Genomic DNA, 23490 nt, shown 5'->3' on the forward strand with positions numbered 1-23490 from the left:
ACGCTTCCGCAGTTTTAAAACACCCGCGAAGGAAATCATGTCCGCAGTCCCGTCCGTCACAGCTGATCAGCACGCCACGCTCGAAGCCCGCCTTGCGCGCTTTCCGGCGCAGCAGATCTGGCTGGCCTCGCAACGCGCGGTGAGCTATCGCGAAGTGGATAGCGCCGACAGCAGCGCGTTGCCGCTGGTGCTGCTGCACGGTATCGGTTCGGGCGCGGCGTCGTGGGTGCAGCAGTTCGAAGGACTCGGCGCGACGCGCCGCGTGCTGGCGTGGGATGCGCCGGGTTATGGCGCATCCACGCCGGTCGCGGCCGTATCGCCCGCCGCGCACGACTACGCGAGTGTGTTGAAAGAGTGGCTCGACGCGCTCGGCATCGAACGTTGCGTGCTGCTCGGCCATTCGCTCGGCGCGATTATCGCCGGCGCGTTTGCCTTTGAGTATTCGCAGCGCGTGGCCGGTTTGTTGCTGTTGTCGCCGGCTGGCGGGTATGGCGCGGCATCGGCAGAAATGCGCAATGCGAAGCGCGATCAGCGTCTCGCGATGCTAAACGAACTCGGCCCCCAAGGCCTCGCCGAACAACGCAGTACCAACATGCTGTCCGCTCACGCGAGCGACGAAGCGCGCGCATGGGTGCGCTGGAACATGTCGCGCGTGATTCCGCACGGCTATGCACAGGCCACACATCTGCTCGCCAACGCCGATCTCGCCGGCGACCTCGCGCGCTTTGACGGCCGCGTCAACGTGGCCGTCGGCGCCGACGACACCATTACGACGCCCGAAGCCTGCGGGCGACTCGCGCTCGCCGCGGGCACCAAACTGCAGGTCGTGCCTCGCGCGGGCCACGCTGGCTATATCGAAGCCCCCGCCGCGTACACCGCGATCATCGACACGTTCTGTCGCGCGAGCGACGGACAACGGAGCCAATGAATGACGCCCGACACGCCCGACACGCCCGACACCGCTCACGCCGAGCGCGACGCGGACGAAGACCGCACCGACACCAACGGCGACACCGCCTACCGGGTGCCCGGTCTCGAACGCGGTCTGAAGATTCTCACGGAATTCTCACCCCGCGAGCCGATTCTCGGCGCCCCGGAATTATCCAAGCGCCTGAAGATTCCTCGCACGACGGTGTTCCGTCTGTTGCAAACGCTCGAATCGCTCGGCTTTCTGGAGCGTGCCGACAAGGACCGCAACTATCGCCTCGGCGTCGCGGTGCTGCGGCTCGGTTTCGAATATCTGAGCTCGCTCGAATTGACCGACCTCGGCTTGCCGGTCATCGAGGCGCTGCGTAACGAAACGGGCCTTACCAGCCACATCGTGATTCGCGATGGACGCGATGTCGTGTTCGTCGCCAAAGCGCAAAGCCACACGCCGATTTTCAGTTCCGTGAAGGTCAATGTGGGCACGCGTCTGCCGGCTCATGCCACGACGCACGGCCAGGTGCTGATGGGCGACCTGACGCTCGACGCGCTGAAGAGGCTCTATCCCGAGCCGGAACTCGAACGCTTCACGAAGCAGACGCCGATCACCGTCGACGACCTGTACGAGCGGATTCGCGACGACGCGCGGCGTGGTTTCGCGATCAGCGAGTCGTCGTTCGAACGCGGTATTTCGGTGGTGAGCGCGCCGGTGCGCAACGACACGGGGCGCATTGTCGCTGTCATCACGACGACGATTCCGCGCCACGAAATCGATGCGTCGCTGCTCGATAGCGGCCTGATCGACAAGGTCCGCCGCGCGGCCGACGACCTCTCGCAGCGGCTCAACTATCGGCCGAAGGGTGGCGCGAAGTCGGGCAGCAACTACATGAAGGCATTGGGGCTCTGATGATCCAAATCGACTTGAGCGGACAGGTAGCGGTGGTGACGGGCGGTTCGTCCGGTATCGGCCTCGCGACCGCCGAACTGTTTCTGCGGGCGGGCGCCTCGGTCGCGATCTGCGGCCGCGATACCGAACGTCTCGCGCAAGCGGAAGCCGCGCTGAAGGCGCAGTTCCCGCAGGCGCAATTGCTCGCGCATCGTTGCAACGTGCTCGACGCTGACGACGTGAAAGCGTTCGCGGACGCGGTGCAAACACGTTTCGGCCGCGCGGACATGCTGGTGAATAACGCGGGCCAAGGCCGCGTATCGACTTTCGCCGACACCACCGACGATGCCTGGCGCGAAGAACTCGACCTGAAGTACTTCAGCGTGATCCGCCCGACTCGCGCATTTCTGCCGATGCTGCGCGACGCTTCCAATCCCGCGATTGTCTGCGTCAACTCGCTGCTCGCTCTGCAACCCGAGCCGCACATGGTGGCGACTTCGTCAGCGCGCGCCGGCGTGCAGAACCTGCTCAAGTCGCTCGCGGCGGAGCTCGCGCCGCAGCGCGTCCGCGTCAATTCGATTCTGATCGGCATCGTCGAGTCGGGTCAATGGCGCCGCCGTTACGCGAAAGAAGCGCAGCCGGGCCAGAGCTGGGAAGACTGGACCGCCGAACTGGCGCGCAAGAAAAACATTCCGCTAGGCCGCTTTGGTCGCCCCGAAGAAGCCGCTCAAGCGCTCTTTTATCTGGCTACGACGCTGTCGTCCTATACGACGGGCAGTCATATCGATGTTTCTGGAGGCGTTGCACGACATGTCTAACAAAACCACCGTTGGCGAACTGATCGCCGCCTTTCTCGAGCAATGCGGCGTTCAAACCGCATTCGGCGTGATCTCGATTCACAACATGCCGATCCTCGACGCGATCCACAATCGCGGCAAGATTCGCTACGTCGGCGCGCGCGGCGAAGCCGGCGCGGTGAACATGGCCGATGGCCTCGCGCGTGTCTCCGGCGGCCTCGGCGTTGCATTCACCAGCACGGGCACCGCGGCGGGCAACGCAGCGGGCGCGATGGTCGAAGCCTTGACCGCGGGCACCGCGCTGCTGCACGTCACGGGTCAGATCGAAACCGAATACCTCGATCAGGACCTCGCGTATATCCACGAAGCACCGGATCAACTGTCGATGCTGTCGTCGATTTCGAAGGCCGCGTTTCGCGTGCGTTCCGTCGAAACCGCGTTGCCGACGATCCGCGAAGCCGTGCGTGTCGCGCAGACCGCGCCGAGCGGCCCGGTGAGCGTCGAGATTCCGATCGATATTCAGGCCGCCGAAGTGGAATGGCCCGCCGATCTCGCCGCGCCGCACATCACGACGCTCACACATTGCAAGCAGCGCGTCGCGCAACTCGCCGATTCGCTGGCGACGGCCAGGCGCCCGCTGCTGTGGCTAGGTGGCGGCACGCGTCACGCGACGAAGGCAGTCGAGCGTCTGGTCAAGCTGGGGTTCGGCGTCGTGACCAGCGTGCAAGGCCGTGGCGTGCTGCCGGAAGATCATCCGGCTTCGCTCGGTGCGTTCAACGTGCACACAGCGGTCGAGAGCTTCTACAAGACGTGCGACGCGCTGGTGGTGGTCGGTTCGCGTCTGCGTGGCAATGAAACGCTGAAGTACAAGCTCGCATTGCCGCAACCGCTGTATCGCGTCGACGCCGACGCGCTCGCTGATAACCGTGGCTATCACAACGAGATGTTTATCCACGGCGATGCATCTTCGGTGCTCGAAGAACTCGCGACGCTGCTCGAAGGCCGCATCAAGGTCGATCCGGTATTTGCGCAGGATCTCGCGGCCGCACGCGAAAGCGCCGTCGCCGATGTGGGCAAGGGCCTCGGCCCGTACAAGCGTCTCGTCGACGCATTGCAAGCCGCGGTGGGCCGCGACTACAACTGGGTGCGCGACGTCACGATCTCGAACAGCACGTGGGGCAACCGCATGCTGAAGATTTTCTCGCCGCGTGCGGGCGTTCATGCGCTCGGCGGCGGCATCGGCCAGGGCATGCAGATGGGCATCGGCGCGGCGCTTGCGGGTAGCGCGGCGAAGACTGTGTGCCTCGTCGGCGATGGCGGCTTGATGGTCAACGTCGGCGAACTCGCGACGGCCGTCCAGGAAAACGCCAACGTGATGATCGTGCTGATGAACGACCAGTGCTACGGCGTGATTCGCAACATTCAGGATGCGCAATACGGCGGGCGCCGCTGCTACGTCGATCTGCATCAGCCGGATTTCGCGCAGTTCTGCGCGAGCCTCAAGCTCACGCACTACCGCATCAAATCGCTCGATCAGGCCGACGCGATCATTCGCGAAGGCATGGCGAAGACCGGTCCGGTGCTAGTCGAAGTGGACATGCTGTCGGTCGGCTCGTTCGCGACCGCTTTCGCCGGTCCGCCGGTCAAGGAACAGGAGCCTGAACATGCGTGACGCGGGCTACGCGGGGCATCACGCACCCGTCGACGTCGCGATGATCGGCTTCGGCGCGATCGGCCAGGCCGTGTATCGCTCGGTCGCAGCCGATCCGACCGTGCGCGTGTCGCACGTGATCGTGCCGGCGCGTCATATGGCTGCGGTGCGCGAAGTAGTGGGCGACTCGGTGGATGTCGTGGCCTCCGTGTCCGCCTTGAGCAGCCAGCCGCATTTCGCGCTGGAATGCGCGGGACATAGCGCGCTGGTCGATCATGTCGTGCCGTTGCTGAAGGCCGGCACGGACTGCGCGGTTGCGTCGATCGGTGCGCTGTCCGACATGCTGCTGCTGGACGCACTCTCCGCCGCCGCCGATGAAGGCGACGCCACGTTGACGCTGCTCTCCGGCGCGATCGGCGGCGTGGATGCGCTGGCCGCCGCCAAGCTCGGCGGTCTCGACGAAGTGCTGTACACCGGGCGCAAGCCGCCTACGGGTTGGCTCGGCACGCCGGCGGAACAGCTCTGCGATCTGCACACGCTGAATGAAGAGAAAGTGATCTTCGAAGGCAGCGCGCGCGAAGCGGCGCGGCTGTATCCGAAGAACGCCAACGTGGCCGCGACGATCGCGCTGGCCGGCCTCGGTCTGGACCACACCACGGTTCGACTGATCGCCGATCCGAACGTGACGCGCAACGTGCACCGCATCGTGGCGCGCGGCGCATTCGGCGAGATGTCGCTTGAAATGTGCGGCAAGCCGCTGCCGGATAACCCCAAGACATCCGCACTGACCGCGTATAGCGCGATGCGTGCGCTACGCAATCGCGCGGCACGTTGCGTGATTTAAGCCATCAGTTGATTAGCTGAAGCAAACTGGGATGACCGACATGACTCACTTCGATACCAGCCTCGTGCCCACCGGCGATATTTTCATCGGCGGCGAATGGCGGCAAGGGCGTGGCAACCCGTACACAAGCCTGTATCCGGCGGATCAGTCGGTCAACATGGAAATCTCGACGGCCAATGCCGACGACGCTTGCGACGCCGTGGCAGCCGCGGACATCGCATGGCGCCGCGCGGACTGGTCGGGTTTGAAGCCGCATCAACGCGCGCTGATTCTGTACCGCATCGCCGATCTAATCACGGCGCGCCATGAAGCGCTTGCGCAATTGCAGCGCCGCGATAACGGCAAGCCGATCGGCGAAACGCGCGTACTGGTGGCGAGCGCCGCGAACACGTTCCGCTATTTCGCTGCGTGCCTCGAAACACTCGACGAAGAAGTCACGCCCTCACGCGGTGACTATCTGACGATGAGCATCTACGAGCCGATTGGCGTGATCGCGGCGATTACGCCGTGGAACTCGCCAATTGCTTCCGACGCACAGAAACTCGCTCCGGCACTTGCGGGAGGCAACGCGGTCGTGTTGAAGCCTGCCGAAGTGACGCCGTTGGTCTCGCTGGCATTGGCGCGCATCTGCGAAGAAGCTGGTGTGCCAAAGGGCGTTCTAAGCGTTGTGCCTGGCAAAGGCTCGGTGATCGGCGACGTGCTGGTGCGTCATCCGCTGGTGAAGAAGGTGTCGTTCACGGGCGGCACCGAAGTGGGCCGCGGGATCGCACGCATCGCGGCGGACAAGTTGATGCCGGTGTCGCTTGAACTCGGCGGCAAGTCACCGACCATCGTATTCGACGACGCCGATCTCGATCACGCGGTCAACGGCGTGCTGTACGGCATTTTCAGTTCGTCGGGCGAAGCGTGTATCGCGGGCTCGCGTCTGTTCGTGCAGCGCTCGATCTACGACGCGTTCATGAAGCGTCTCGCGGAAGGCGCGCGCAAGCTGCGCGTAGGCGATCCGACGCGTTCCGAAACGCAAATGGGTCCGCTCATTACGGCGGCGCATCGCGAAACCGTCGAGCGTTATGTCGCGCTAGGCCTGGAAGAAGGCGGCCGTCTGCTGTGCGGCGGCGAGCGTCCGGTTGGCGACGGCCGCGAAGCCGGCACGTACTTTCAGCCGACGATACTCGAAGGTCTCACCAATAACGCCCGCATCTGCCAGGAAGAAATCTTCGGTCCGGTGCTGGTGGCCATGCCGTTCGACGACGAATCCTCGCTGCTCAAAGAAGCGAACGACAGCGTGTTCGGCCTCGCCGCCGGCATCTGGACGCGCGACTACAAGCGCGCGTACCGGATTGCCCGCGCGCTCGAAGCCGGCACCATCTGGATCAATACCTACAAGCTGTTCTCCATCTCGACGCCATTTAGCGGCTGGAAAGAGAGCGGCATGGGACGCGAGAAAGGCCGGCTCGGCATTCGCGAATATATGCAACAGAAGAGCCTCTACTGGGGCTTGAACGACGCGCCGCTGGCGTGGGCGAATTAATACGCAAGAGGCACGTTATGACGATTCTCGGCATTGAACAGGTTATTTACGGCGTGACGGATCTGGCCACCTGTCGCCGCTTTTTCGCGGACTGGGGCTTGAAGGACGTCGCGCACGACGAAACCCAGACGCGCTTCGAAACGCTGAACGGCTGCACGATTCTTTTAAAGAACGCAGTCGATCCCTCGTTGCCGCCCGCCTTCGAAGAAGGCCCGACGCTGCGCGAAGTGACGTGGGGCGTGGCGACGAAAGCCGAACTCGACGAACTGCGCGGCCGCTTCGCCGGTCAGCCGGGTCATTTCGAAACCGACGACGCCGTCGGCTGCGTCGACCCGAACGGCATGGCGATTCGCGTCGAAGTGACCCGCAAGCGCGCGCTCGACATTCACGGCTCGCCGTCGAATGTGTGGGGCCAGACGCTGCGCGTCGACCGGCCTTCGCCGATTTATGAACGTGCCGAACCGGTCGAAGTGGGCCACGTGGTGTTCTTTACGAACAAACTCGCCGAACAGGAAAAGTTCTACCAGGAACTGCTCGGCTTCGAAATGTCGGACCGTTATCCGGGCCGTGGCGCTTTCATGCGCTGCGCGCCGCACGGCGGCCATCACGACATTTTTCTGCTGGCCTTGCCCAACGGTAAGCGCGGGCTGAATCACGTCGCCTTCACCGTGCGCGATATTCATGAAGTGTTCGGCGGAGGCATGCATATCAGCCGCTGCGGCTGGGACACGCAACTCGGGCCGGGGCGTCACCCGGTGTCGTCGGCTTACTTCTGGTACTTCCAGAATCCGGCGGGCGGTTTGATCGAGTATTACGCCGACGAAGACCAGCTCACGCCCGAATGGCAGCCGCGCGATTTCGAGCCAGGTCCGACCGTGTTCGCCGAATGGGCGATCGACGGCGGTATCGACGGCAATACGCGACGCCAGAAAAACGCGCAGGCGCCGAAGGGCAAGTTCATGACGGAGCGCAAAAATGACTGACGCTGCTGCTGCAAAGGCGCAAGCCGCCCATGCCGGCCTGGAAGCACCGCGCACGATTGTCGTGATCGGCGGCGGCCAGGCGGCCGGCTGGGTCGTGAAGACCTTGCGCAAGGAAGGCTTCGACGGCCGCCTCGTGATGATCGCCGACGAAGTGCATCTGCCGTACGAACGCCCGCCGCTGTCGAAAGCGGTGCTCGCGCGCGAGGCGGATATCGATACCGTGCGACTCGTGAAGCCCGACGACTTCGAGGCGCTGAATATTGAAGCTTGGCAACCGGATTGCGCGACGTCGATTAATCGCGAGCAGCGCATCGTGCGCACGCAGTCGGGCCGCGAAGTGCAATACGACCGACTGGTGATCGCCACCGGCGGCGCGGCGCGCAGGTTGCCGGACTCGCTGGTGAAGACCTCGCACGTGGCTTACTTGCGTACGCTCGACGAAGCCGTCGCGTTGGGTGAACGGCTGCGTGCCAGCAAGCGCGTGCTGGTGGTGGGCGGCGGCTGGATCGGCCTTGAAGTCGCCGCCACGGCGCGCAAGCTCGGCGTGGATGCGACGGTGGTAGAAGGCGCGCCGCGTCTGTGCGTCCGTTCATTGCCGCCGATGGTGTCCAGCTTCCTGCTCGATCTGCATCGCGCGAACGGCGTCGACGTGCGTTTGAATGCTTCGCTCGTATCGCTCACGGATCATCCGAACGACGCCAATCGCATTCGCGCCACCTTCGCAAACGGCTCGACGCTCGACGCTGATTTCGCGGTGGCCGGCATCGGCCTTACGCCGCACACGGCGTTGGCGGAAGCGGCGGGCGTGAAGGTGGAAGACGGCATTGTGGTCGATCATTTCGGCGCCACCGACGACCCGCGCATTTTCGCGTGCGGCGACGTCGCCAATCATCCGAGCGCGTGGCTCAAGCGCCGCGTGCGGCTCGAATCTTGGGCCAATGCGCAGAACCAGGCGATTGCCGCCGCGAAAGCTTTGCTCGGCACCTTCGAACCGTATGCGGACATTCCGTGGTTCTGGTCCGATCAGTACGACGTCAATCTGCAGATTCTCGGCGACATTCCAGGCGATGCGCAACTGGCTGTACGCGGCGATTTGCCCGGCAAGCGCGCCACGCTGTTTCATCTGGAAGACAGCGCGATTCGCGGCGTGATCGCCATCAATACGCCGCGCGAACTGAAACTGTCGCGCAAATGGATGAACCAAGGCCGGACCATCGACCTTGCCACCCTGACCGACGCCTCAACGGCACTTGCCTAACCACATCTACGGACGGCACAACGGCATGAGAACCATCGACAACACCATGGGGGACCGCAGCAGCGCCGGTGTCTCAGGCCCTGTGACCCGGGGCTCGATCATCGCGCGTCTGGAGCGCTTGCCCAAGAATGCGATGCAGGTGCGCGCGCGCATACTGATCGGTCTCGCGACGTTCTTCGACGGCTTCGACGTGATCGCCATTGCGGCCACGTTGCCGATCCTGATCGCGAAGTGGCATCTGACGCCGTGGGAAATCGGCTTTCTGATCGGCTCCGGTTCGGTCGGGCAACTGATCGGCGCGTTCGTTTTCCCGTGGTATGCGGAGCGCAAGGGGCGCGTGAAAGCGATCGCGCTGAGTTCGGGGATCATCGGCATCACCAGCATTGCGTGCGGTTTTGCGCCGACGTTCGCGGCGTTTGTCGTGTTGCGCGTGATTCAAGGGCTCGGGCTCGGCGGCGAGTTGCCGGTGGCCGCGACTTACATCAACGAGATCAGCCGTGCGCATGGCCGTGGCCGTTTCGTGCTGTTGTATGAAATCGTTTTCCCGGTCGGCCTGCTTGCGTCGAATGCGTTGGGTGCGTGGATCGTGCCGCGTTTCGGCTGGCAAGCCATGTACTTTATCGGCGGCATGCCGTTGATTCTGTTCTTCGTGCTGCGCAAACTCGTGCCGGAATCGCCGCGCTGGCTTGCCGAACGTGAACGCATGGCTGACGCGGATTCGGCGGTGCATGTGTTCGAACGTTCGGTCAAAGGTCCGCTTCCGCCGGTCACTCACACGACTGAATTTGAAGCGATGGCCAATCGCCATCCGAAGCGCCGCATGGGCGACCTGTTTGGTCCAGCGTATCTGAGGCGCACGCTGGCCGTGGCCATGTTGTGGATTACCTGCGGCTTCATTCAATACGGTCTCTCGACGTGGCTGCCGACGATCTACCGCACGATTTATCAGGCGCCGCTGCAACTCGCGTTGAATCTTGCGGTGGCCGCATCGGTGCTCGGCGTGGTGGGTTCGCTGACTTGCGCGTTGCTGGTCGACAAGGTGGGACGCAAGCCGATCATCAACCTCTCGTTTGTTGCGTGTGCGATTTCGCTGCTGCTCGCGGGTGTGTTCCACGATTCGTCGGTGTATGTCGTGGCGACGTGCTGCGCATTTTCGCTGGGCTTCCTCGCTTGCGGGTTCATCACGGCTTATGTCTATACGCCGGAGCTGTATCCGACGAGTATCCGCGCGATGGGCTGCGGCGTCGGCGGCGCATGGCTGAAGGTCGCGGCGATCTTCGCGCCGGCTATCGTGTCGAAGACGATGATCGGCGGCAATTTGCAGGTGGCGTTTTATATTCTCGCGGCCGTGCCGTTTCTTGCGGCGGTGGCGGTGCATTTTCTTGGGATTGAAACCAAGGGGAAGGTGCTGGAGCAGCTTGAGGCTTGAGGTTTTTACTTATTTGAGTTTGGTGGGCGGTTGATGTTGTAGTACCGCAATTAGCTGGGGGACGAGGGGCGCACTGGGTGGTGTGCCCCTTTGTTTTTTGAAGCGTGGCTTACCGCGTTGCCTGTCGCGCTTCCCGCCGCTGCCTGATCCCCTCAATAACCCAGATACTCATCAACCCCGCGCTCACACAAGCGATGATATCCGGCTTATAAATCGCCAGCGCCATCCACACAAGGTTCGCATATCCACGAAAAAACGCCGGTATCGCATTGCGCAAATCGTTCCAACGCGTCGTCGCCAGCACGCCGCCCGCGGCCGACATCACCGCGAACAACGCCCACGCGAACTGCGTCGCACGCACGTCCTGTTGCAACAGCAGCACGATCAACGCTACGAATCCAGCGAACCACAAAGGCACGCAAGCCGAAAACAACCGCCGCTGCCGCGCGATCCATCCGCGCCATTCCGCTTGCGAAAACGAAATGAAGAACGCGAATAGCACACCGTGCGCATAAGGCATCGGCCACGCACGCGGATCCATCGCGATCCAATGGCCCGCAAAACCCAACGCCGTCGCGCTGAATGCGGCCAGTATCGCGAGTTCCTTGACGGGCGGCCAGCCGTGAATCAACGCGGCCCAGATCGTACAGACGCCCAACGTGGCCATCGCCATTGATGTCGAACGGCCGCTGCCGTCCTCGCACAATGCAAAGGCGGTCGCGCCAAGCCACACCGGAATCCAGCCATACCGCAGCCAGCCGATCGAGCGCAACGCCCGCAGCCGCTGTTGCTGCGGCTCGGACAGCAGCACGGTCGTGGCGGCGACCGTGAGCAAGGCGAGCATCAGCGTCGACAGAACAATGCCCAACTGAGCGGACGACCACTGATCGAACCACCTGTTGCCGTTGGGGTTCAGCGACGCGTCAGCGAACAGCAAGCCGCACCACGCGTTCAATGCGAGCGCCGGACCAAACAGACGGCCCGCGCCGATGCGGAATTTGAGGCAACGTCCCCAGAAATCGACTTTCTCGGCATCGAGCCGCAGCCGTACGACATCCGGATGGTAGCGGCCGAGAGCAGTCAACAACTGCTCCATCTCGGCACGCGCGCCGGCCCGAAGCAATGCACGCGTGCCGGCCGTCATTTGCGGCAGCGGACCTTCGAGCAATGCCATTGCGTTCGTGAAGCGCAGGCGCAGCGCGTCGTAGTCTTCATCGGCGAACACGCGATTCAAGGCGAGCGTGGCGATGGCCGCGTTGCGACGCCGCAAATGCGTCGAGTTGTCCCGCCAACCGAGCACTGCGCTCAGGTTCACGCGCAGCGCGGCGGGCGTGTCCTCGTTCAGACAATGACACAGCGCCTGCCATTCGAGTTCGTCGCGCGTCGCAATATTGACGACGGCGGCGAACAAGTCCTGCAGCGAACGGCGCGACTCGAGATCGTCCGCTTGCGCGATGAAGTTGTGCCAGAGTTGGACGGCGGTTCCAAAGGCGTCGGGTTCGGGGGGAGCGGCTTCGACTTCCGAAGCGTCGACCGTCACGTGGGACGTCGCCGGCCCAGTTGCAGGCTCCCCCGTGTTCGCAATCAAAACCGCGGGTTCGGCGCCGGAGATGTTCGCTGTCGGCTCCGCGGCTGCTGCCTTCGCCACCGCGCCGCTCGCCATCTGCAACGCCGACTCATACGCGTACCGCAGGCGCTGAAATGCTTCAGCATCTTGATCCGGACGTTGTTGTTTCAACAGCCGTGCATAAGCGCGACGCACCGCGCGCTCATCGGCACTCGGCTCGACGCCGAGCACGTCCCAGGGCCATTGATTGTTCGAGATCGTATTCATGGCCGCTCAGTAAGTCACATGTACATCGAAGCGATCCAGCAGCGCGCTCAGTTCACCGCGCGCCTGCGCGATTTCATCGGTATTCTGGCGCTCGATCAGCGCCTGGAAGCGAGCGATATGCGCCGCCAGATATTGCCGATGGTCGCCGAGCGTTTCTTCATAGACACGGTCGGCGCGCGTCAACAGCGTCCGGTTCTCGAGTTGATCGCGAGGGTGAATCTTCAGCGCGCTCAACGCCGCGAGACGCTGGCGGATTTCTTCCGGCGTCATCACGCCGGGGTTTTCTTCGATCACCATCGCGCGCTTTACGCCACCCGGAAACGCCGTGGCTTCGACTTCCAGCACGCCGTTGATGTCGTAGGTGAAACGCACATCCGCGCCAGCTTCGCCCGCTGCTTTGAGCGGCACTTCGAGCGTGAATTCGCCCAGCGCGACGTTATCCGCGGTCAAGCGCGCTTCGCCCTGAAACACCTTGATGCTGAGCATCTGCTGACGGTCGCGCACCGTGAAAATGCGCTGCATACGGCTCACCGGCACGATCGTATTGCGTTCGATGATCGGCAGAAAGTGACCCGGCACGAACTGAGCCGGACCGACCTGCATGGCCGTGTCGATGCCGAGGCTGTAGGGCGCGACATCGGTCAACACCATTTCGTCGAGTCCGGCGTCGCGTCCGACGAGCCCGGCCTGTACCGCCGCGCCGAGCGCGACCACTTCGTCCGGATTCAGATGTCCGGCGGGCAGGCGGCCGAACATCTTCGAGACGAGCTTGCGGACCATCGGCATGCGCGACGCACCGCCGACCAGGATGATTTCATCGAGCGCGGCGACGGCGATTTTCGAATCGCGCAATGCGCGTTCCACCGGTTTGCGCAGTCGCTGCAGCAAATGCTCGCAAGTGCGCTCCGCGGCGGCCGCGTCGAGTTCGAGCGCGTGATCACGGTCGCCGATCGAAAGTTCAAGCGTGACACTGTCGACGCCGTTCTGCGTAAGCTGACGTTTCGCACGTTCGGCCTGCTGATGCAGCCGTTGCGCGGCAATCGGCGCGAGCGACTGGAGCTTGAGGCCGTTGCGCTGGCAGAACAACTCGACCAATGCATCGGTGAAGTCTTCGCCGCCCAGAAAATTGTCGCCGGTGCTGGCGCGCACTTCCATCACGCCTTCGAAGAAGTCGAGCACGGAGACGTCGAAGGTGCCGCCGCCCAGATCGAAGATCAGAAACTTGCGCTCGCTATCGCGTTGATGCACGCCATACGCAAGCGAGGCGGCGGTCGGTTCGTTGACGAGGCGCAGTACATTCAGGCCTGCGAGTTCGCCGGCGATGCGCGTGGCTTTGCGTTGCGCGTCGCTGAAATAAGCGGGTACGGCGATCACGGCGTCGCTGATCGGTGCGCCGAGAAAGGCTTCGGCATCGGCCTTCAACGACTTGAGCACCAGCGAGGACAACTCTTCGGGACGCAGCGTTTGCGGGCCGAGCGGCACGGTGCGGCTTGTGCCCATATAGCGCTTGAAGTTGGCGGCGGTGCGCTCGGGATGCGTATGCAAGCGGTCATGAGCGGGTCTGCCGACGAGAATCGAGCCATCGTCGTCGATGGAGACGCACGAGGGCGTGAACGTCTCGCCTAACGCGTTCGGGATGAGCACGGCGCGGTCGTCGCGCCAGATTGCCACGAGACTGTGGGTGGTTCCAAGGTCGATGCCGATGATCGAAGGCATGTACAGTGTCCGATTCGTTTGCGCCCCTCCATGAGGAGATCGCCCAAGTTTTCGCCGATGAACCGCATGGAGCCGGGTGTAGCTCCGTCCAATGGCGATAACGGCAGACCGCGCGCAAAACTTGAGCGGCGCGGGTCTGGAAGGCGGCGAGAATCGAACTGGACAATGCGTGGCGCATGGTGGCCGCGTGAAGGTCGGAGATAAGTGGGCGACGCGCCGCGCGGCGCGGCAAAACGAGCGGCAAGCGTGCTACGCGAGCCCGCGGCGCGGCATCACAACGCTTTGCGATACACCACGAAGCCTGAGCGGTCCGCAACCTTGTCGTAGAGCTTCATCGCCGTCTGATTCGTTTCGTGGGTCTGCCAGTAAACGCGTTGCGAGCCATCGGCTTTGGCGCGCTCATACACCGCTTCAATCAACGCGCGGCCGACGCCCTTGCCGCGCTCGCTGTCGAGCGTGTACAGGTCTTGCAGGTAGCAGATCGGTCCTTTCATCGTCGTGTGACGGTGATACAGGAAATGCACGAGGCCGAGCAACTGGCCGTCGCGTTCGGCGACCATCGCATGCATCGGCTCGTAGCCATCGAAGAAACGTTCCCACGTAATTTGCGTGATCTCGCGCGGCAACGCGGTTTCGCCCGAGCGGCCGTAGAACGCGTTGTAAGCGTCCCAGAGCGGCAGCCATGCGTCGAAGTCACCGGGGACGACGGGGCGGATCTGAATCGGATCGGACATGTGCGGTTCCTTGTTGAGTGAAGACTGCCAATCCGTCAGCATAAGAAATTCGACGCACCATTGTTAGCTCCACGGTACGGCCTGAATATGGAGCCACGCGTGGACGATGGGCTGCTGATGTCGAATGTGGAGCGCGGTGCCGCAGCAGCCCCTATGCAAATGGATAGCAAGCCGCACTCAGTACGACCGCTGCTTGATACCCCAGCGCCCGTCCTGCCACGTCACGATCCAGACATTGCGATGCAGCGTGATGACCGAACCGTCTGCGCGATTGCGCGAATACACCACGCGCAGGTGCACTTTGCGCGGGCTCACCAGCACCGCGTGCTTTTCCTGATACGCGGTGTGATGCCAGCCGGTGTCGCGCGTCAGATCGTCGAAGAAGCTGGCGGGCAATTGGCCCGGCCGTTCCCAGATCACCAGTTGTTCGCCCGAAAGAATGACGTGCGGAAAGTGCAAATGCGCGTCCATGCCGTCGAGATCGCGTGCGTTGAAGCAGGCGGTAAAGCCGTCGATGCAGGCGAGCGCGGCAAGCGTCATCGCGGTTTCGTCGATGCTGTCCTGCTGCGGGATAAACAATGCGTTGGCGTCAACCATCGTTACGTACGAGTAAAAGCGATCGTTCAGACCGTCTCGGCTCTGAGCCAGCGCGTGAGCGTGGCGTCGTCGTCGGTCTCCAGCGTCTCCGCGATTCGCCGTCCCACAGCTGCGCCGAATTTGTAGCCGTGTCCGGAGCAAGCCGACACGATCAACGTGTTGCCGATGCGCTTCGAAAAGAACCGCTTATCCGCCGTGAACGTGTACGCGCACGTTTTTACTTCGGATACCGTATATTCGTCGATCCGGCTGAACGGCGGCGAAAACAGCCGCCGCAAACGGTCGCCCTCACCGGGCGCCGCGACGCGATTCGCCTCGGGATCCGGCGTGAGCGATTTATTGATGCCGGCGCCAAACTTCAGACCAATGCCGTCGAGCGGCGGCAGTACATAGCCGTCGCTCGCGCCGCCGATGTCGACGATCGCGGGCGCCTTCGACCATGCGTCTTCCAGATCTACAGGAGGCTCCAGATAAGCGACGGTGTTGCGATACGTCATGAGGTTTTCGGTAAGCGCGGGAAACAGTTGCGGCGTCCACGCGCCCGCGGTGACTACGAGCCGGTCGGCGCGCACGATCTCGTCATTATCGAGTCGCACGGAAGCGGTCTTCGGATCGACCGCGTGCACCTTGGTGTGCACGCGAATGTGGGCACCGCGCATCTTGAGCCACGCCTTCATGTCGCGCGCAATGCGTTCGCTGAATAGTGCGCCGCCGTCGTGATCGAGGTAAGCGTAACGAAACGTGACCGGGTCGAGAAACGGATAGCGCGCCGCAGCCTCGAGCGGTTCGAGCCGTTCGTACTCGAATCCCATCCGGTCGAGGCCGGTGCGGAACTGTTCGGCGCCATCGCCTGCGAATTGCGAAATGCCGAGCACTCCGCAATTTGCGTAATGGGACACGCCGAGATCGTTCCATAGCAGGTCCCAGCTATCGAACGCCTCTTCGATGTTTCGCGCGTAACCGTCTGCATCGCCGTATGCGCGACGAATCATGCGATGCCGGTCGCCCGACGCGGCGAGTGGATTTGGAATCGAGCCCTGCTCGATTAGTGTGATGTCATGTCCCTGTTTCGAGAGCGACCATGCCGTGCTCAAACCGGCGATGCCCGCACCTACGATTGTTACCCGCATGCCAACTCCCCCGAGTCGATGGTTCTGGGCCAGAGTCTATCAGCGGGAAAAAATTCAGTGCGCGTTATGTGAATTTTCGCGCGGGTCGGTCGAGGCGAATAAGCGATTCAGCAGGCGTTGGTCTCCGCGCGCCGCCGTATCAGTGTTTGCGATTCGAATTGTCGCGAAGCTGGTTGCGTACTTTTTTCGCGGCAAAGAGCGGCACGTAGTCGAATACACGCGCGTCGTGCCGATAGCTGGCCAAGGTATCCGCGTACATCTTCGAAACGGTTTCCGCCGGCGTGTCCGTTTCCTCGGCGATGCTTTTCACTAATTCGTCTACATTGGGCTCGGGCTGCGACATAGATCTCTCCAAAGGTGCAGGCGGGTTAAACGGTGACACGTGTACGACAGGAGTTTCATTACAGGATGCGATGCGCGGCGATGCCAATTGAATCGGCCTATCGGCTGATTTTTTTTCAGAAAGATTTTTGTCTTGCGATGCAGCGAATGCCCGCGCAGCGTGGCCGAGCCAAAAATCAATGCGTGTGCCGGTGATGGATGTCCGGGAAATGCGCATGCGCGTGCGTCATGGGTGCATGGCGGTGCGGATGGGTATGCGGCTCGTCGCCGTCCCACGCGAAATCATGCTCGTGCTGGTGATGCGCGTCGTGCCGGTGACGATGCGAATGCTCGAGCGGATCGTGCGTGTGCGGATGTTCATGACGTTCGCGAATGTGCAGCCACACGCCGAGCGTCATCAACGCGGCGGCGACCCAGAAGAGCGGCTGCGGCAGTTCCGGCCATAGCAGCCATGACAGGGTCACGCCGAATAGCGGCGCAACCGAGAAATAAGCGCCGGTCCGCGCGGTGCCGAGATTGCGCAGCGCGACCACGAACAGCACCAGGCTCACGCCGTAGCCGGCAAAGCCGGTGAGCATGGCGAGCGCGACCGTCGAGAGCTTCGGCCATGCGGCGCCGAGGGTGAGCGCGAGCGCCACATTGACCGCACCGGCCACCAGTCCTTTTATGCAGGCAATGAACATCGCGTCGTGCGCCGACACCTTGCGCGTGAGATTGTTGTCCACGGCCCAGCACGCGCAGGCGCCGGCCAGCAGCAGGGTGCCCGGCGGCAATCCCGCCGCGCCTGGATGCCAGGACAGCGCCACGCCGCCCGCGACAATCGCGGCCATGCCGAGGAATACCTGCACGTCGACGTTCTCGCGAAACACGATCCACGCGATCAGCGCGGTGAATACGCCTTCCAGATTCAGCAGCAGCGAACCGGTGGCGGCCGGTGTCGTTTGCAAACCGAGCATCAATAAAGCGGGTCCTGCGACGCCGCCGGCCGCGATCGCGCCGGTCAGCCAAGGGATTTCGCGGACCGGGAAAGGGCTGTGGCCGGCCGGCTGCCCGCCGCCGCCTTTTAGCCGGCGCGCGAGCATCACCGCGGCAAGGCCGCAGCCGCTGCCGAGGTAGAACAGTCCGGCAAGCAGGAACGGCGAGAGCGAGCCGAGCAACGCTTTGGCGACCGGCGTCGTCGCGCCGAAGAGGGCGGCGGCAAGCAAGGCGGTGAACGGGGCGTTGATGCGGATCGACATGACGGAATTGACGTGGGAGCAGACGTTGCGGACACGATAACGCTAACCGGCTCGCGCCGCTTGTAAGCCTGGCGTAAAGCGGTGCTGAGCGGCAGGTCGGTCAATAGCGTTATTAAAGCGTGCAGTTCAGGTGTGACCGCCTGGACGGCCAGAGCACCGCAACGGTCGCGCGTGCGCGAACTTGTCGGCGAGCACCGTTTGCGGGTGGCTGTGTGCCCTGGCGCGAATCAGCCGTGTCGACTCATGGGCGCTGCGCGCATCCAGACAGCCCTGTCGAACGTAGTACGTTTATTGCCGCCACACGTTCGAGGCCGCCGCCATGCGCCGAGTCGTCTATGCCGTTGCCACTGCCGCCGCCACTGCTATGGCGTCGGTGCTGCTGTTATCGCTCGCGGCCTGTTCCAACAATCCGCCCAATCCCAACCCGCGTGCGAGCGAACCGCTTTCCACCGTGCCCGTCGACTTGCCGCGCTATATGGGTCGCTGGTACATCATCGCGAACATTCCGTATTTCGCCGAGCGCGACATGGTGGCGAGCCGCGCCGAATGGACGCTACGCGCGGACGGCAAGATCGACGACTCGTACTACGCCCGCAAGAAGCGCTTCGACGCCGAGGAAAAACACTACCAGTTTCTCGATACGCCCGTGCCCGGTAAAGACGGCGGCGAGTGGAGCGTGCAGTTGTTCTGGCCCATCCACGTGACGCAACTGACGCTTTATGTCGACCCCGACTTTCGCTACACGATCCTCGGCTACCCTGGCAAAAACCTCGGCTGGATTTTTTCGCGTGCGCCGGACATGAGCGACGACACGTATCGGGCCTTGCTTGCCCGGCTCGATGCGATGGGCTACGACACGTCGCGTTTCAGGCGTGTGCCGCAGCGGCCGGATCAGTTGGGCAAGCCGGGCTTCGCCTCGCCGGGCGACAAGGACTAGCGGGCGCGCCGTGCGCATCCGATACCACCGCCGCGGCGTATAACCCGTATCGCCATTGAACGAAGAAATCATGCCGCCACTTGCCACTGCCGTGATTGCCTTGGTCGGACTCGTCGCGATTTTCAGCGCGGTCTGGGCGTGGCAGTTGAAGAGCGAAAACGCCGGCATGGTCGATCCCGTCTGGGCTTATTCGCTCGGCGTCGTGGCGGTGCTCTACGCGGTGCTCGGCACCGGCGACCCCGACGCGCGCGCGTTGACCGCGCTCGGCGGTTTGATCTGGGGCGTGCGGCTGGGCACGCATCTGTGGAAACGCAACGCCGGCAAGCCCGAAGACGCGCGCTATCACCGCTTTCGAGAAGAATGGGGCGACAAGGCGGCGAGCAGGATGTTCTGGTTCTTCCAGTTGCAAGTCGTTATTTCGATGTTGCTGTCGATCGCGTTTCTCGTGCCGTCCTACCGCGGCACGGCGCCGGCTGTTGGTTGGGTCGTGCTGGCCGTCGTGGTGTGGATCGTCTCCGTGGCTGGCGAAGCCATGGCCGACCGCCAGTTGCAAAGCTTCAGGGCCGATGCGGCCAATCGCGACGCGGTGTGCCGCGCCGGCTTGTGGCGTTACTCGCGGCATCCGAACTACTTCTTCGAATGCGTGCATTGGCTGGCTTATATCGCGTTGTCGATCGGCACGCCGTGGGCCTGGTTCACGCTGCTGCCGCCGGTGCTGATGGCGTTTCTGTTGCTGAAGCTCTCCGGCATTCCGCTGCTCGAAGAAAGCATGGCAAAACGGCGTCCCGGTTACGCCGAATACATGCGCACCACCAGCGCGCTGATTCCGTGGCCGCCGCGGAGTTGAACACGCGACCACGGCGCACGCGCGCATTCAAAAAGTCCAGAATAACGACAGGGAGTCAGCCCTCATGAGCCTATCCACCACCGACCACACCCTGCCGCCATCGCCTGCCGAGCCCAGTGACGGCTGGCTCATTCGAAGCTGCGAACGCGGCTGGCTGCCGGACAGCGTGATCCGCTTCGGCATGCGTCAGTTAATGCGTCGGCGTTTGCGCGACGAAGCGGCCGACAACGGCGAGTTGCGCGCGCAACGGCTCAACCGTCTGCTCGATGATCTGCGTGCGAACCCGATCGCCATTGAAACGCAAGCCGCCAACTCGCAGCATTACGAGGTGCCGGCGTCGTTCTTTCACGCGCATCTCGGGCCGCATCTGAAGTACTCGTGTTGCCTGTATCCGACCGGTGACGAGACGCTCGCGCAAGCCGAAGCGGCCATGCTCGAACGCTATGCCGAGCGCGCGGAACTTGCCGACGGTCAGCGGATTCTCGACCTCGGTTGCGGCTGGGGTTCGCTGTGTTTATGGCTGGCGGCGCGTTATCCGAATGCGCGGGTCGTCGCGCTATCGAACTCGCATGGGCAGCGTGCGTTCATCGAAGCGCGCGCGGCGCAGGCAGGTTTGCACAACCTCTCGGTGGTGACGGGCAACATCGTCAATTTCGAATTCGACGAAGCACAGCTTGGCCGCGGTTTCGACCGCGTGGTGTCGATCGAGATGTTCGAGCATATGAAGAACTATGGCCTGCTGCTCGCGAAAATCGCGCGCTGGATGCGCGACGACGCGAAGCTGTTCGTGCATATCTTCGCGCATCGCACGCTTGCATATCACTTCCAGGTGGAGGACAGCAGCGACTGGATGTCGAAGTACTTCTTCACCGGCGGCACGATGCCGTCGGAAGCGCTGCTGCTCAATTTCCAGGACGATCTACGCGTGGAGCGGCAGTGGTGGGTGGGCGGCACGCATTACGAGCGCACGGCGAATCATTGGCTTGCCGCGCTCGACGCGGCGCGTGACCGGGTGATGCCGATGCTCGCCGATACCTACGGCGCGCGCGACGCGGCAGTGTGGCTGCAACGGTGGCGCATGTTCTATATGGCCGTGGCCGAGCTGTTCGGCTACGCGCATGGCAGCGAATGGGGCGTCGGGCACTATCGGTTCGTCAAGCGCTAGACGGCGGCCCGCTGGTTCCCGGACGCATCCCGCAGCAACGACATTGGCATTCCGCTGGTCGTTCACCCGTTACCGCAACCGCCCCCTTGGCATCGCCTCTGACTGGATGCGAATGCAACCAATGGCTCGCTCAGCGAATGCACCGAGCCGGCAGCGCCGCTGTCGCGGCGCGGCATGAGTCGCCGCACGTTTAGTGTGCAACGTTCCTGCTCAACCCCCGCGCGCAGGAAATAATCTGAAACATAGTTTTAAGCACCTGGTGGAATAAAGCGTCACACTGGGGCGTTTGTCTATACTGCGGCGCATCTGGATGTGCTATTGCATTGCCGGATTTTCAAACAGCTTTCGCAGCCATGCCGCTGCGGACGGAATAAACATGAACACGCACGCAGACTCTTTGACCGATTCGACCGGCACGCCCGTGCCATCGCGCTATACCCGCACGGCCATGGTGCTGCACTGGCTCATCGCGCTGCTGATGATCGGCAACGTCGTGCTCGGCCTGAGCGCGGATTCGTTGCCGGACGACTGGGTGCGCCCGGTGGTCGACACCCATAAGTCGATCGGCATCACGGTGCTCGGTCTCGCGCTCATGCGCATTTTGTGGCGCGTGTCGCACAAGCCGCCGCCGTTGCCGCGCGAGTTTCCGTCGTGGGAAAAGATTGCCGCGCACGTCGCGCATTTTCTGCTCTACCTGCTGATGATTGCACTGCCGCTGTCCGGCTGGCTGCACGATTCCGCGTGGAAAGACGCGGCGACGCACCCCATGCACCTGTTCAATCTGTTTCCATGGCCGCGTATCGGCTACGTGATGAACCTCGATCCGGCGCTCAAGGAGACCTTGCACGACCGTTTCGGCGCCTTGCATACCTGGCTTGGCTACGCGCTCTATGCGCTGCTGGCCATGCATATCGGCGGCGCGTTGAAGCATCAGTGGATCGATCGTAAGTCGGTTCTCAAGCGCATGGTGCCGTGAGCGCAGCCTTCACCTATCAACCGCAACATCGACAAACCCGGCAGTCATTTTGAAGAAAACCCTGGAACAGGCCCTCGCTCTCGCTTCGCCGCGCATCGTGCCGCGTCGCACGACGCCGCTGAGCACGCTGATTCATCTGAGTGTCGTTGTCGTGTGGCTGCTGTTGTTCGCGCGCGCCTTCTTTCTGCAGGGCGCGCTGGCATGGTCGACGGGTATCGCCTACGTGGTGTACGACACCTTGCTGCTGGCGTTCGTCACGTGGAAAACACTGCCGTTGATGCGGCGTGCGCCGCCGCTCGAACCGGACTTCGAACGGCGCAGCTTGCCGAGCATGGGCGTGATCGTCGCGTCGCATAACGAAGCGACGGTGCTGCCGGTAACGCTCGCCGCGCTGCTGCGGCAAACGCATGGGCCGGCGCAAATCGTCATTGCCGACGACGGTTCCACCGACGCGACCCGCGAACTGCTCACCGAGCGCTTCGGCCTCACCGCCGCCGCCGACGGCGTGCTGAGCGCGCCGAGCGCGCTGTATCCGAATCTGTTCTGGCTGCGCGTGCCGCACGGCGGCAAGGCTCGCGCGCTGAATGCCGCGATCACCGTGATGACCACGGAAACCGTCATGACGGTCGACGCCGACACCTTGCTCGACGACGACGCCACCTACGCCATGCGCGCCGCTTTCGCGAGCGAGCCGAAGCTGGTCGCCGCGGCGGGCATTCTGGTGCCGGTGTGCGGCAAGTCGATGTCGGGGCGCGTATTCGAGTGGTTCCAGACTTACGAGTACATGCGCAACTTCATCGCCCGTTTCGCGTGGATGCGTGCGGACAGTCTGCTGCTGATCTCGGGCGCCTTCGCGTCGTTCAAGCGCGATGCGCTGGTGGACGTGGGCGGCTTCGATCCGCAGTGTCTCGTCGAAGACTACGAACTGATTCACCGGCTGCGCCGCTATTCGGTCGACCATGACCTCGGCTGGGACGTGCGCGTGGTCGGCGACGCGCGTGCCCGCACCGACGCGCCGGACAACCTCGCCAGCTTTCTGCGTCAACGCCGCCGCTGGTTCGCGGGCTTCCTGCAGACGCAGTACTGGAACCGCGACATGACCGGCAATCCGCGCTACGGCACGCTCGGCATGCTGATGCTGCCGGTCAAGGCGATCGACACCATGCAGCCGATCTACGGCCTCACCGCGTTCGCGCTGCTGCTCGCCTTTGTGTTCGGCGGACATGGTGCGATCGTCGTGTCGATCTTCAGCGTAATCGGTCTGAAAACGGCGATCGACCTCGCGTTCTATCTGTGGAGCATCCATCTGTACCGGCGCTGGACCGGCGAGCGCACCGGCTCCAGTTTATGGATGGCGATGCTCGCGGCGGTCGCCGAGCCGTTCACGTTTCAGCTGGTGCGGCACGTGGGCGCGGCGCTCGGCTGGCTGCATTTCCTGCGCGGCGGCCGGTCGTGGGGCGTGCAGCGCCGCTCGGGACTGGTGGCGCACGACGAGAGCTGACGCGGCGCGTCATCTCTTCGGGAAGGTGGGGAGCCGGGCGGCGCGCTTGCGTGGGCAGGCGCCGCCGCGGGCCGCTGCGCGGTCCTCGAACCCATACGGCGTCGGGTTCTAGTAGACTGGCGACGATGCCGCCCGCAATTTGCCGGGCGGCTACCTTCTATCCGCCCGTG

At 63.3% G+C, this 23490-nt stretch carries 21 protein-coding genes; 14 read left to right on the forward strand and 7 right to left on the reverse strand.

Annotated features, from left to right (window positions below):
• Nucleotides 1-37: 37 nt before the first annotated feature.
• Genes B0G80_RS38165 through B0G80_RS38205 form a run of 9 tightly spaced genes read left to right on the forward strand, consistent with a single transcriptional unit; the run spans nucleotide 38 to nucleotide 10303 of the window.
• Complete coding sequence (locus B0G80_RS38165) at nucleotides 38-928, forward strand: alpha/beta fold hydrolase (RefSeq protein ID WP_116122810.1); 891 nt, start codon at nucleotides 38-40, stop codon at nucleotides 926-928.
• Nucleotides 929-1831: an IclR family transcriptional regulator gene (locus B0G80_RS38170; RefSeq protein ID WP_181920159.1), complete on the forward strand. Its 903-nt coding sequence runs from the start codon at nucleotides 929-931 to the stop codon at nucleotides 1829-1831.
• Entirely contained in the window at nucleotides 1831-2628 is a 798-nt protein-coding gene (locus B0G80_RS38175; RefSeq protein WP_116122811.1) for an SDR family oxidoreductase, read from the forward strand. The genes B0G80_RS38170 and B0G80_RS38175 overlap by 1 nt, the downstream gene beginning before the upstream one ends.
• Complete coding sequence (locus tag B0G80_RS38180; protein WP_116122812.1) at nucleotides 2621-4279, forward strand: thiamine pyrophosphate-binding protein; 1659 nt, start codon at nucleotides 2621-2623, stop codon at nucleotides 4277-4279. Before B0G80_RS38175 ends, B0G80_RS38180 begins: the two co-directional genes overlap by 8 nt.
• The gene (locus tag B0G80_RS38185; protein WP_116122813.1) at nucleotides 4272-5102 is read left to right on the forward strand and encodes an aspartate dehydrogenase; all 831 of its coding nucleotides are present in this window, start codon (nucleotides 4272-4274) and stop codon (nucleotides 5100-5102) included. The genes B0G80_RS38180 and B0G80_RS38185 overlap by 8 nt, the downstream gene beginning before the upstream one ends.
• 40 nt (nucleotides 5103-5142) lie before the next feature.
• Complete coding sequence (locus B0G80_RS38190) at nucleotides 5143-6633, forward strand: aldehyde dehydrogenase (RefSeq protein WP_116123886.1); 1491 nt, start codon at nucleotides 5143-5145, stop codon at nucleotides 6631-6633.
• A 17-nt stretch (nucleotides 6634-6650) separates the two neighbouring features.
• On the forward strand, nucleotides 6651-7616 hold the full coding sequence (locus B0G80_RS38195; protein ID WP_116122814.1) for a VOC family protein: 966 nt from the start codon (nucleotides 6651-6653) through the stop codon (nucleotides 7614-7616).
• Complete coding sequence (locus B0G80_RS38200) at nucleotides 7609-8874, forward strand: NAD(P)/FAD-dependent oxidoreductase (RefSeq protein WP_116122815.1); 1266 nt, start codon at nucleotides 7609-7611, stop codon at nucleotides 8872-8874. Before B0G80_RS38195 ends, B0G80_RS38200 begins: the two co-directional genes overlap by 8 nt.
• 25 nt (nucleotides 8875-8899) lie before the next feature.
• Entirely contained in the window at nucleotides 8900-10303 is a 1404-nt protein-coding gene (locus B0G80_RS38205) for an MFS transporter (RefSeq protein ID WP_116122816.1), read from the forward strand.
• A gap of 109 nt (nucleotides 10304-10412) precedes the next feature.
• Here the strand turns inward: B0G80_RS38205 and B0G80_RS38210 are convergent, their stop codons facing one another.
• The 7 genes from B0G80_RS38210 to B0G80_RS38240 form a co-directional block, all read right to left on the reverse strand.
• Nucleotides 10413-12137, reverse strand: coding sequence for a J domain-containing protein (locus B0G80_RS38210; protein WP_116122817.1), 1725 nt, complete (start codon nucleotides 12135-12137; stop codon nucleotides 10413-10415).
• A gap of 6 nt (nucleotides 12138-12143) precedes the next feature.
• The gene (locus tag B0G80_RS38215) at nucleotides 12144-13853 is read right to left on the reverse strand and encodes a molecular chaperone HscC (RefSeq protein WP_116122818.1); all 1710 of its coding nucleotides are present in this window, start codon (nucleotides 13851-13853) and stop codon (nucleotides 12144-12146) included.
• Between the two features lie 272 nt (nucleotides 13854-14125).
• Nucleotides 14126-14587, reverse strand: coding sequence for a GNAT family N-acetyltransferase (locus B0G80_RS38220; RefSeq protein WP_116123887.1), 462 nt, complete (start codon nucleotides 14585-14587; stop codon nucleotides 14126-14128).
• Between the two features lie 177 nt (nucleotides 14588-14764).
• The gene (locus B0G80_RS38225) at nucleotides 14765-15184 is read right to left on the reverse strand and encodes a hypothetical protein (RefSeq protein WP_116122819.1); all 420 of its coding nucleotides are present in this window, start codon (nucleotides 15182-15184) and stop codon (nucleotides 14765-14767) included.
• Between the two features lie 26 nt (nucleotides 15185-15210).
• Nucleotides 15211-16314, reverse strand: coding sequence for an FAD-binding oxidoreductase (locus B0G80_RS38230; RefSeq protein WP_116122820.1), 1104 nt, complete (start codon nucleotides 16312-16314; stop codon nucleotides 15211-15213).
• Nucleotides 16315-16453: 139 nt separating this feature from the next.
• The gene (locus B0G80_RS38235; protein ID WP_012428862.1) at nucleotides 16454-16657 is read right to left on the reverse strand and encodes a DUF3562 domain-containing protein; all 204 of its coding nucleotides are present in this window, start codon (nucleotides 16655-16657) and stop codon (nucleotides 16454-16456) included.
• A 175-nt stretch (nucleotides 16658-16832) separates the two neighbouring features.
• Nucleotides 16833-17894, reverse strand: a complete 1062-nt coding sequence (locus B0G80_RS38240) for a DMT family transporter (protein WP_116122821.1) — start codon at nucleotides 17892-17894, stop codon at nucleotides 16833-16835.
• A 319-nt stretch (nucleotides 17895-18213) separates the two neighbouring features.
• On the opposite strand from B0G80_RS38240, the gene B0G80_RS38245 reads away from it, so the two are divergent.
• The 5 genes from B0G80_RS38245 to B0G80_RS38265 all read left to right on the forward strand — a co-directional run bounded on the left by B0G80_RS38245 (nucleotide 18214) and on the right by B0G80_RS38265 (nucleotide 23320).
• Nucleotides 18214-18831, forward strand: coding sequence for a lipocalin family protein (locus B0G80_RS38245; RefSeq protein ID WP_116122822.1), 618 nt, complete (start codon nucleotides 18214-18216; stop codon nucleotides 18829-18831).
• Nucleotides 18832-18901: 70 nt separating this feature from the next.
• Nucleotides 18902-19678: a DUF1295 domain-containing protein gene (locus B0G80_RS38250; protein ID WP_116122823.1), complete on the forward strand. Its 777-nt coding sequence runs from the start codon at nucleotides 18902-18904 to the stop codon at nucleotides 19676-19678.
• Nucleotides 19679-19742: 64 nt separating this feature from the next.
• Complete coding sequence (locus B0G80_RS38255; protein WP_116122824.1) at nucleotides 19743-20843, forward strand: cyclopropane-fatty-acyl-phospholipid synthase family protein; 1101 nt, start codon at nucleotides 19743-19745, stop codon at nucleotides 20841-20843.
• Between the two features lie 376 nt (nucleotides 20844-21219).
• Nucleotides 21220-21819, forward strand: coding sequence for a cytochrome b (locus tag B0G80_RS38260; RefSeq protein WP_116122825.1), 600 nt, complete (start codon nucleotides 21220-21222; stop codon nucleotides 21817-21819).
• Between the two features lie 49 nt (nucleotides 21820-21868).
• Nucleotides 21869-23320 (forward strand): glycosyltransferase family 2 protein, encoded by a 1452-nt coding sequence (locus B0G80_RS38265; protein WP_116122826.1) that lies wholly within the window; start codon nucleotides 21869-21871, stop codon nucleotides 23318-23320.
• Nucleotides 23321-23490: the final 170 nt, after the last annotated feature.

Source organism: Paraburkholderia sp. BL6669N2, assembly GCF_003387275.1.
In the GTDB taxonomy this organism is placed as follows: Bacteria; Pseudomonadota; Gammaproteobacteria; order Burkholderiales; family Burkholderiaceae; genus Paraburkholderia.

What these genes read in the sequence shown, in the direction of transcription:
- B0G80_RS38165 (WP_116122810.1), top strand. Translation starts at nt 38, where the DNA reads ATGTCCGCAGTCCCGTCCGTCACAGCTGATCAGCACGCCACGCTCGAA.
- B0G80_RS38170 (WP_181920159.1), top strand. Translation starts at nt 929, where the DNA reads ATGACGCCCGACACGCCCGACACGCCCGACACCGCTCACGCCGAGCGC.
- B0G80_RS38175 (WP_116122811.1), top strand. Translation starts at nt 1,831, where the DNA reads ATGATCCAAATCGACTTGAGCGGACAGGTAGCGGTGGTGACGGGCGGT.
- B0G80_RS38180 (WP_116122812.1), top strand. Translation starts at nt 2,621, where the DNA reads ATGTCTAACAAAACCACCGTTGGCGAACTGATCGCCGCCTTTCTCGAG.
- B0G80_RS38185 (WP_116122813.1), top strand. Translation starts at nt 4,272, where the DNA reads ATGCGTGACGCGGGCTACGCGGGGCATCACGCACCCGTCGACGTCGCG.
- B0G80_RS38190 (WP_116123886.1), top strand. Translation starts at nt 5,143, where the DNA reads ATGACTCACTTCGATACCAGCCTCGTGCCCACCGGCGATATTTTCATC.
- B0G80_RS38195 (WP_116122814.1), top strand. Translation starts at nt 6,651, where the DNA reads ATGACGATTCTCGGCATTGAACAGGTTATTTACGGCGTGACGGATCTG.
- B0G80_RS38200 (WP_116122815.1), top strand. Translation starts at nt 7,609, where the DNA reads ATGACTGACGCTGCTGCTGCAAAGGCGCAAGCCGCCCATGCCGGCCTG.
- B0G80_RS38205 (WP_116122816.1), top strand. Translation starts at nt 8,900, where the DNA reads ATGAGAACCATCGACAACACCATGGGGGACCGCAGCAGCGCCGGTGTC.
- B0G80_RS38210 (WP_116122817.1), bottom strand. Translation starts at nt 12,137, where the DNA reads ATGAATACGATCTCGAACAATCAATGGCCCTGGGACGTGCTCGGCGTC.
- B0G80_RS38215 (WP_116122818.1), bottom strand. Translation starts at nt 13,853, where the DNA reads ATGCCTTCGATCATCGGCATCGACCTTGGAACCACCCACAGTCTCGTG.
- B0G80_RS38220 (WP_116123887.1), bottom strand. Translation starts at nt 14,587, where the DNA reads ATGTCCGATCCGATTCAGATCCGCCCCGTCGTCCCCGGTGACTTCGAC.
- B0G80_RS38225 (WP_116122819.1), bottom strand. Translation starts at nt 15,184, where the DNA reads ATGGTTGACGCCAACGCATTGTTTATCCCGCAGCAGGACAGCATCGAC.
- B0G80_RS38230 (WP_116122820.1), bottom strand. Translation starts at nt 16,314, where the DNA reads ATGCGGGTAACAATCGTAGGTGCGGGCATCGCCGGTTTGAGCACGGCA.
- B0G80_RS38235 (WP_012428862.1), bottom strand. Translation starts at nt 16,657, where the DNA reads ATGTCGCAGCCCGAGCCCAATGTAGACGAATTAGTGAAAAGCATCGCC.
- B0G80_RS38240 (WP_116122821.1), bottom strand. Translation starts at nt 17,894, where the DNA reads ATGTCGATCCGCATCAACGCCCCGTTCACCGCCTTGCTTGCCGCCGCC.
- B0G80_RS38245 (WP_116122822.1), top strand. Translation starts at nt 18,214, where the DNA reads ATGCGCCGAGTCGTCTATGCCGTTGCCACTGCCGCCGCCACTGCTATG.
- B0G80_RS38250 (WP_116122823.1), top strand. Translation starts at nt 18,902, where the DNA reads ATGCCGCCACTTGCCACTGCCGTGATTGCCTTGGTCGGACTCGTCGCG.
- B0G80_RS38255 (WP_116122824.1), top strand. Translation starts at nt 19,743, where the DNA reads ATGAGCCTATCCACCACCGACCACACCCTGCCGCCATCGCCTGCCGAG.
- B0G80_RS38260 (WP_116122825.1), top strand. Translation starts at nt 21,220, where the DNA reads ATGAACACGCACGCAGACTCTTTGACCGATTCGACCGGCACGCCCGTG.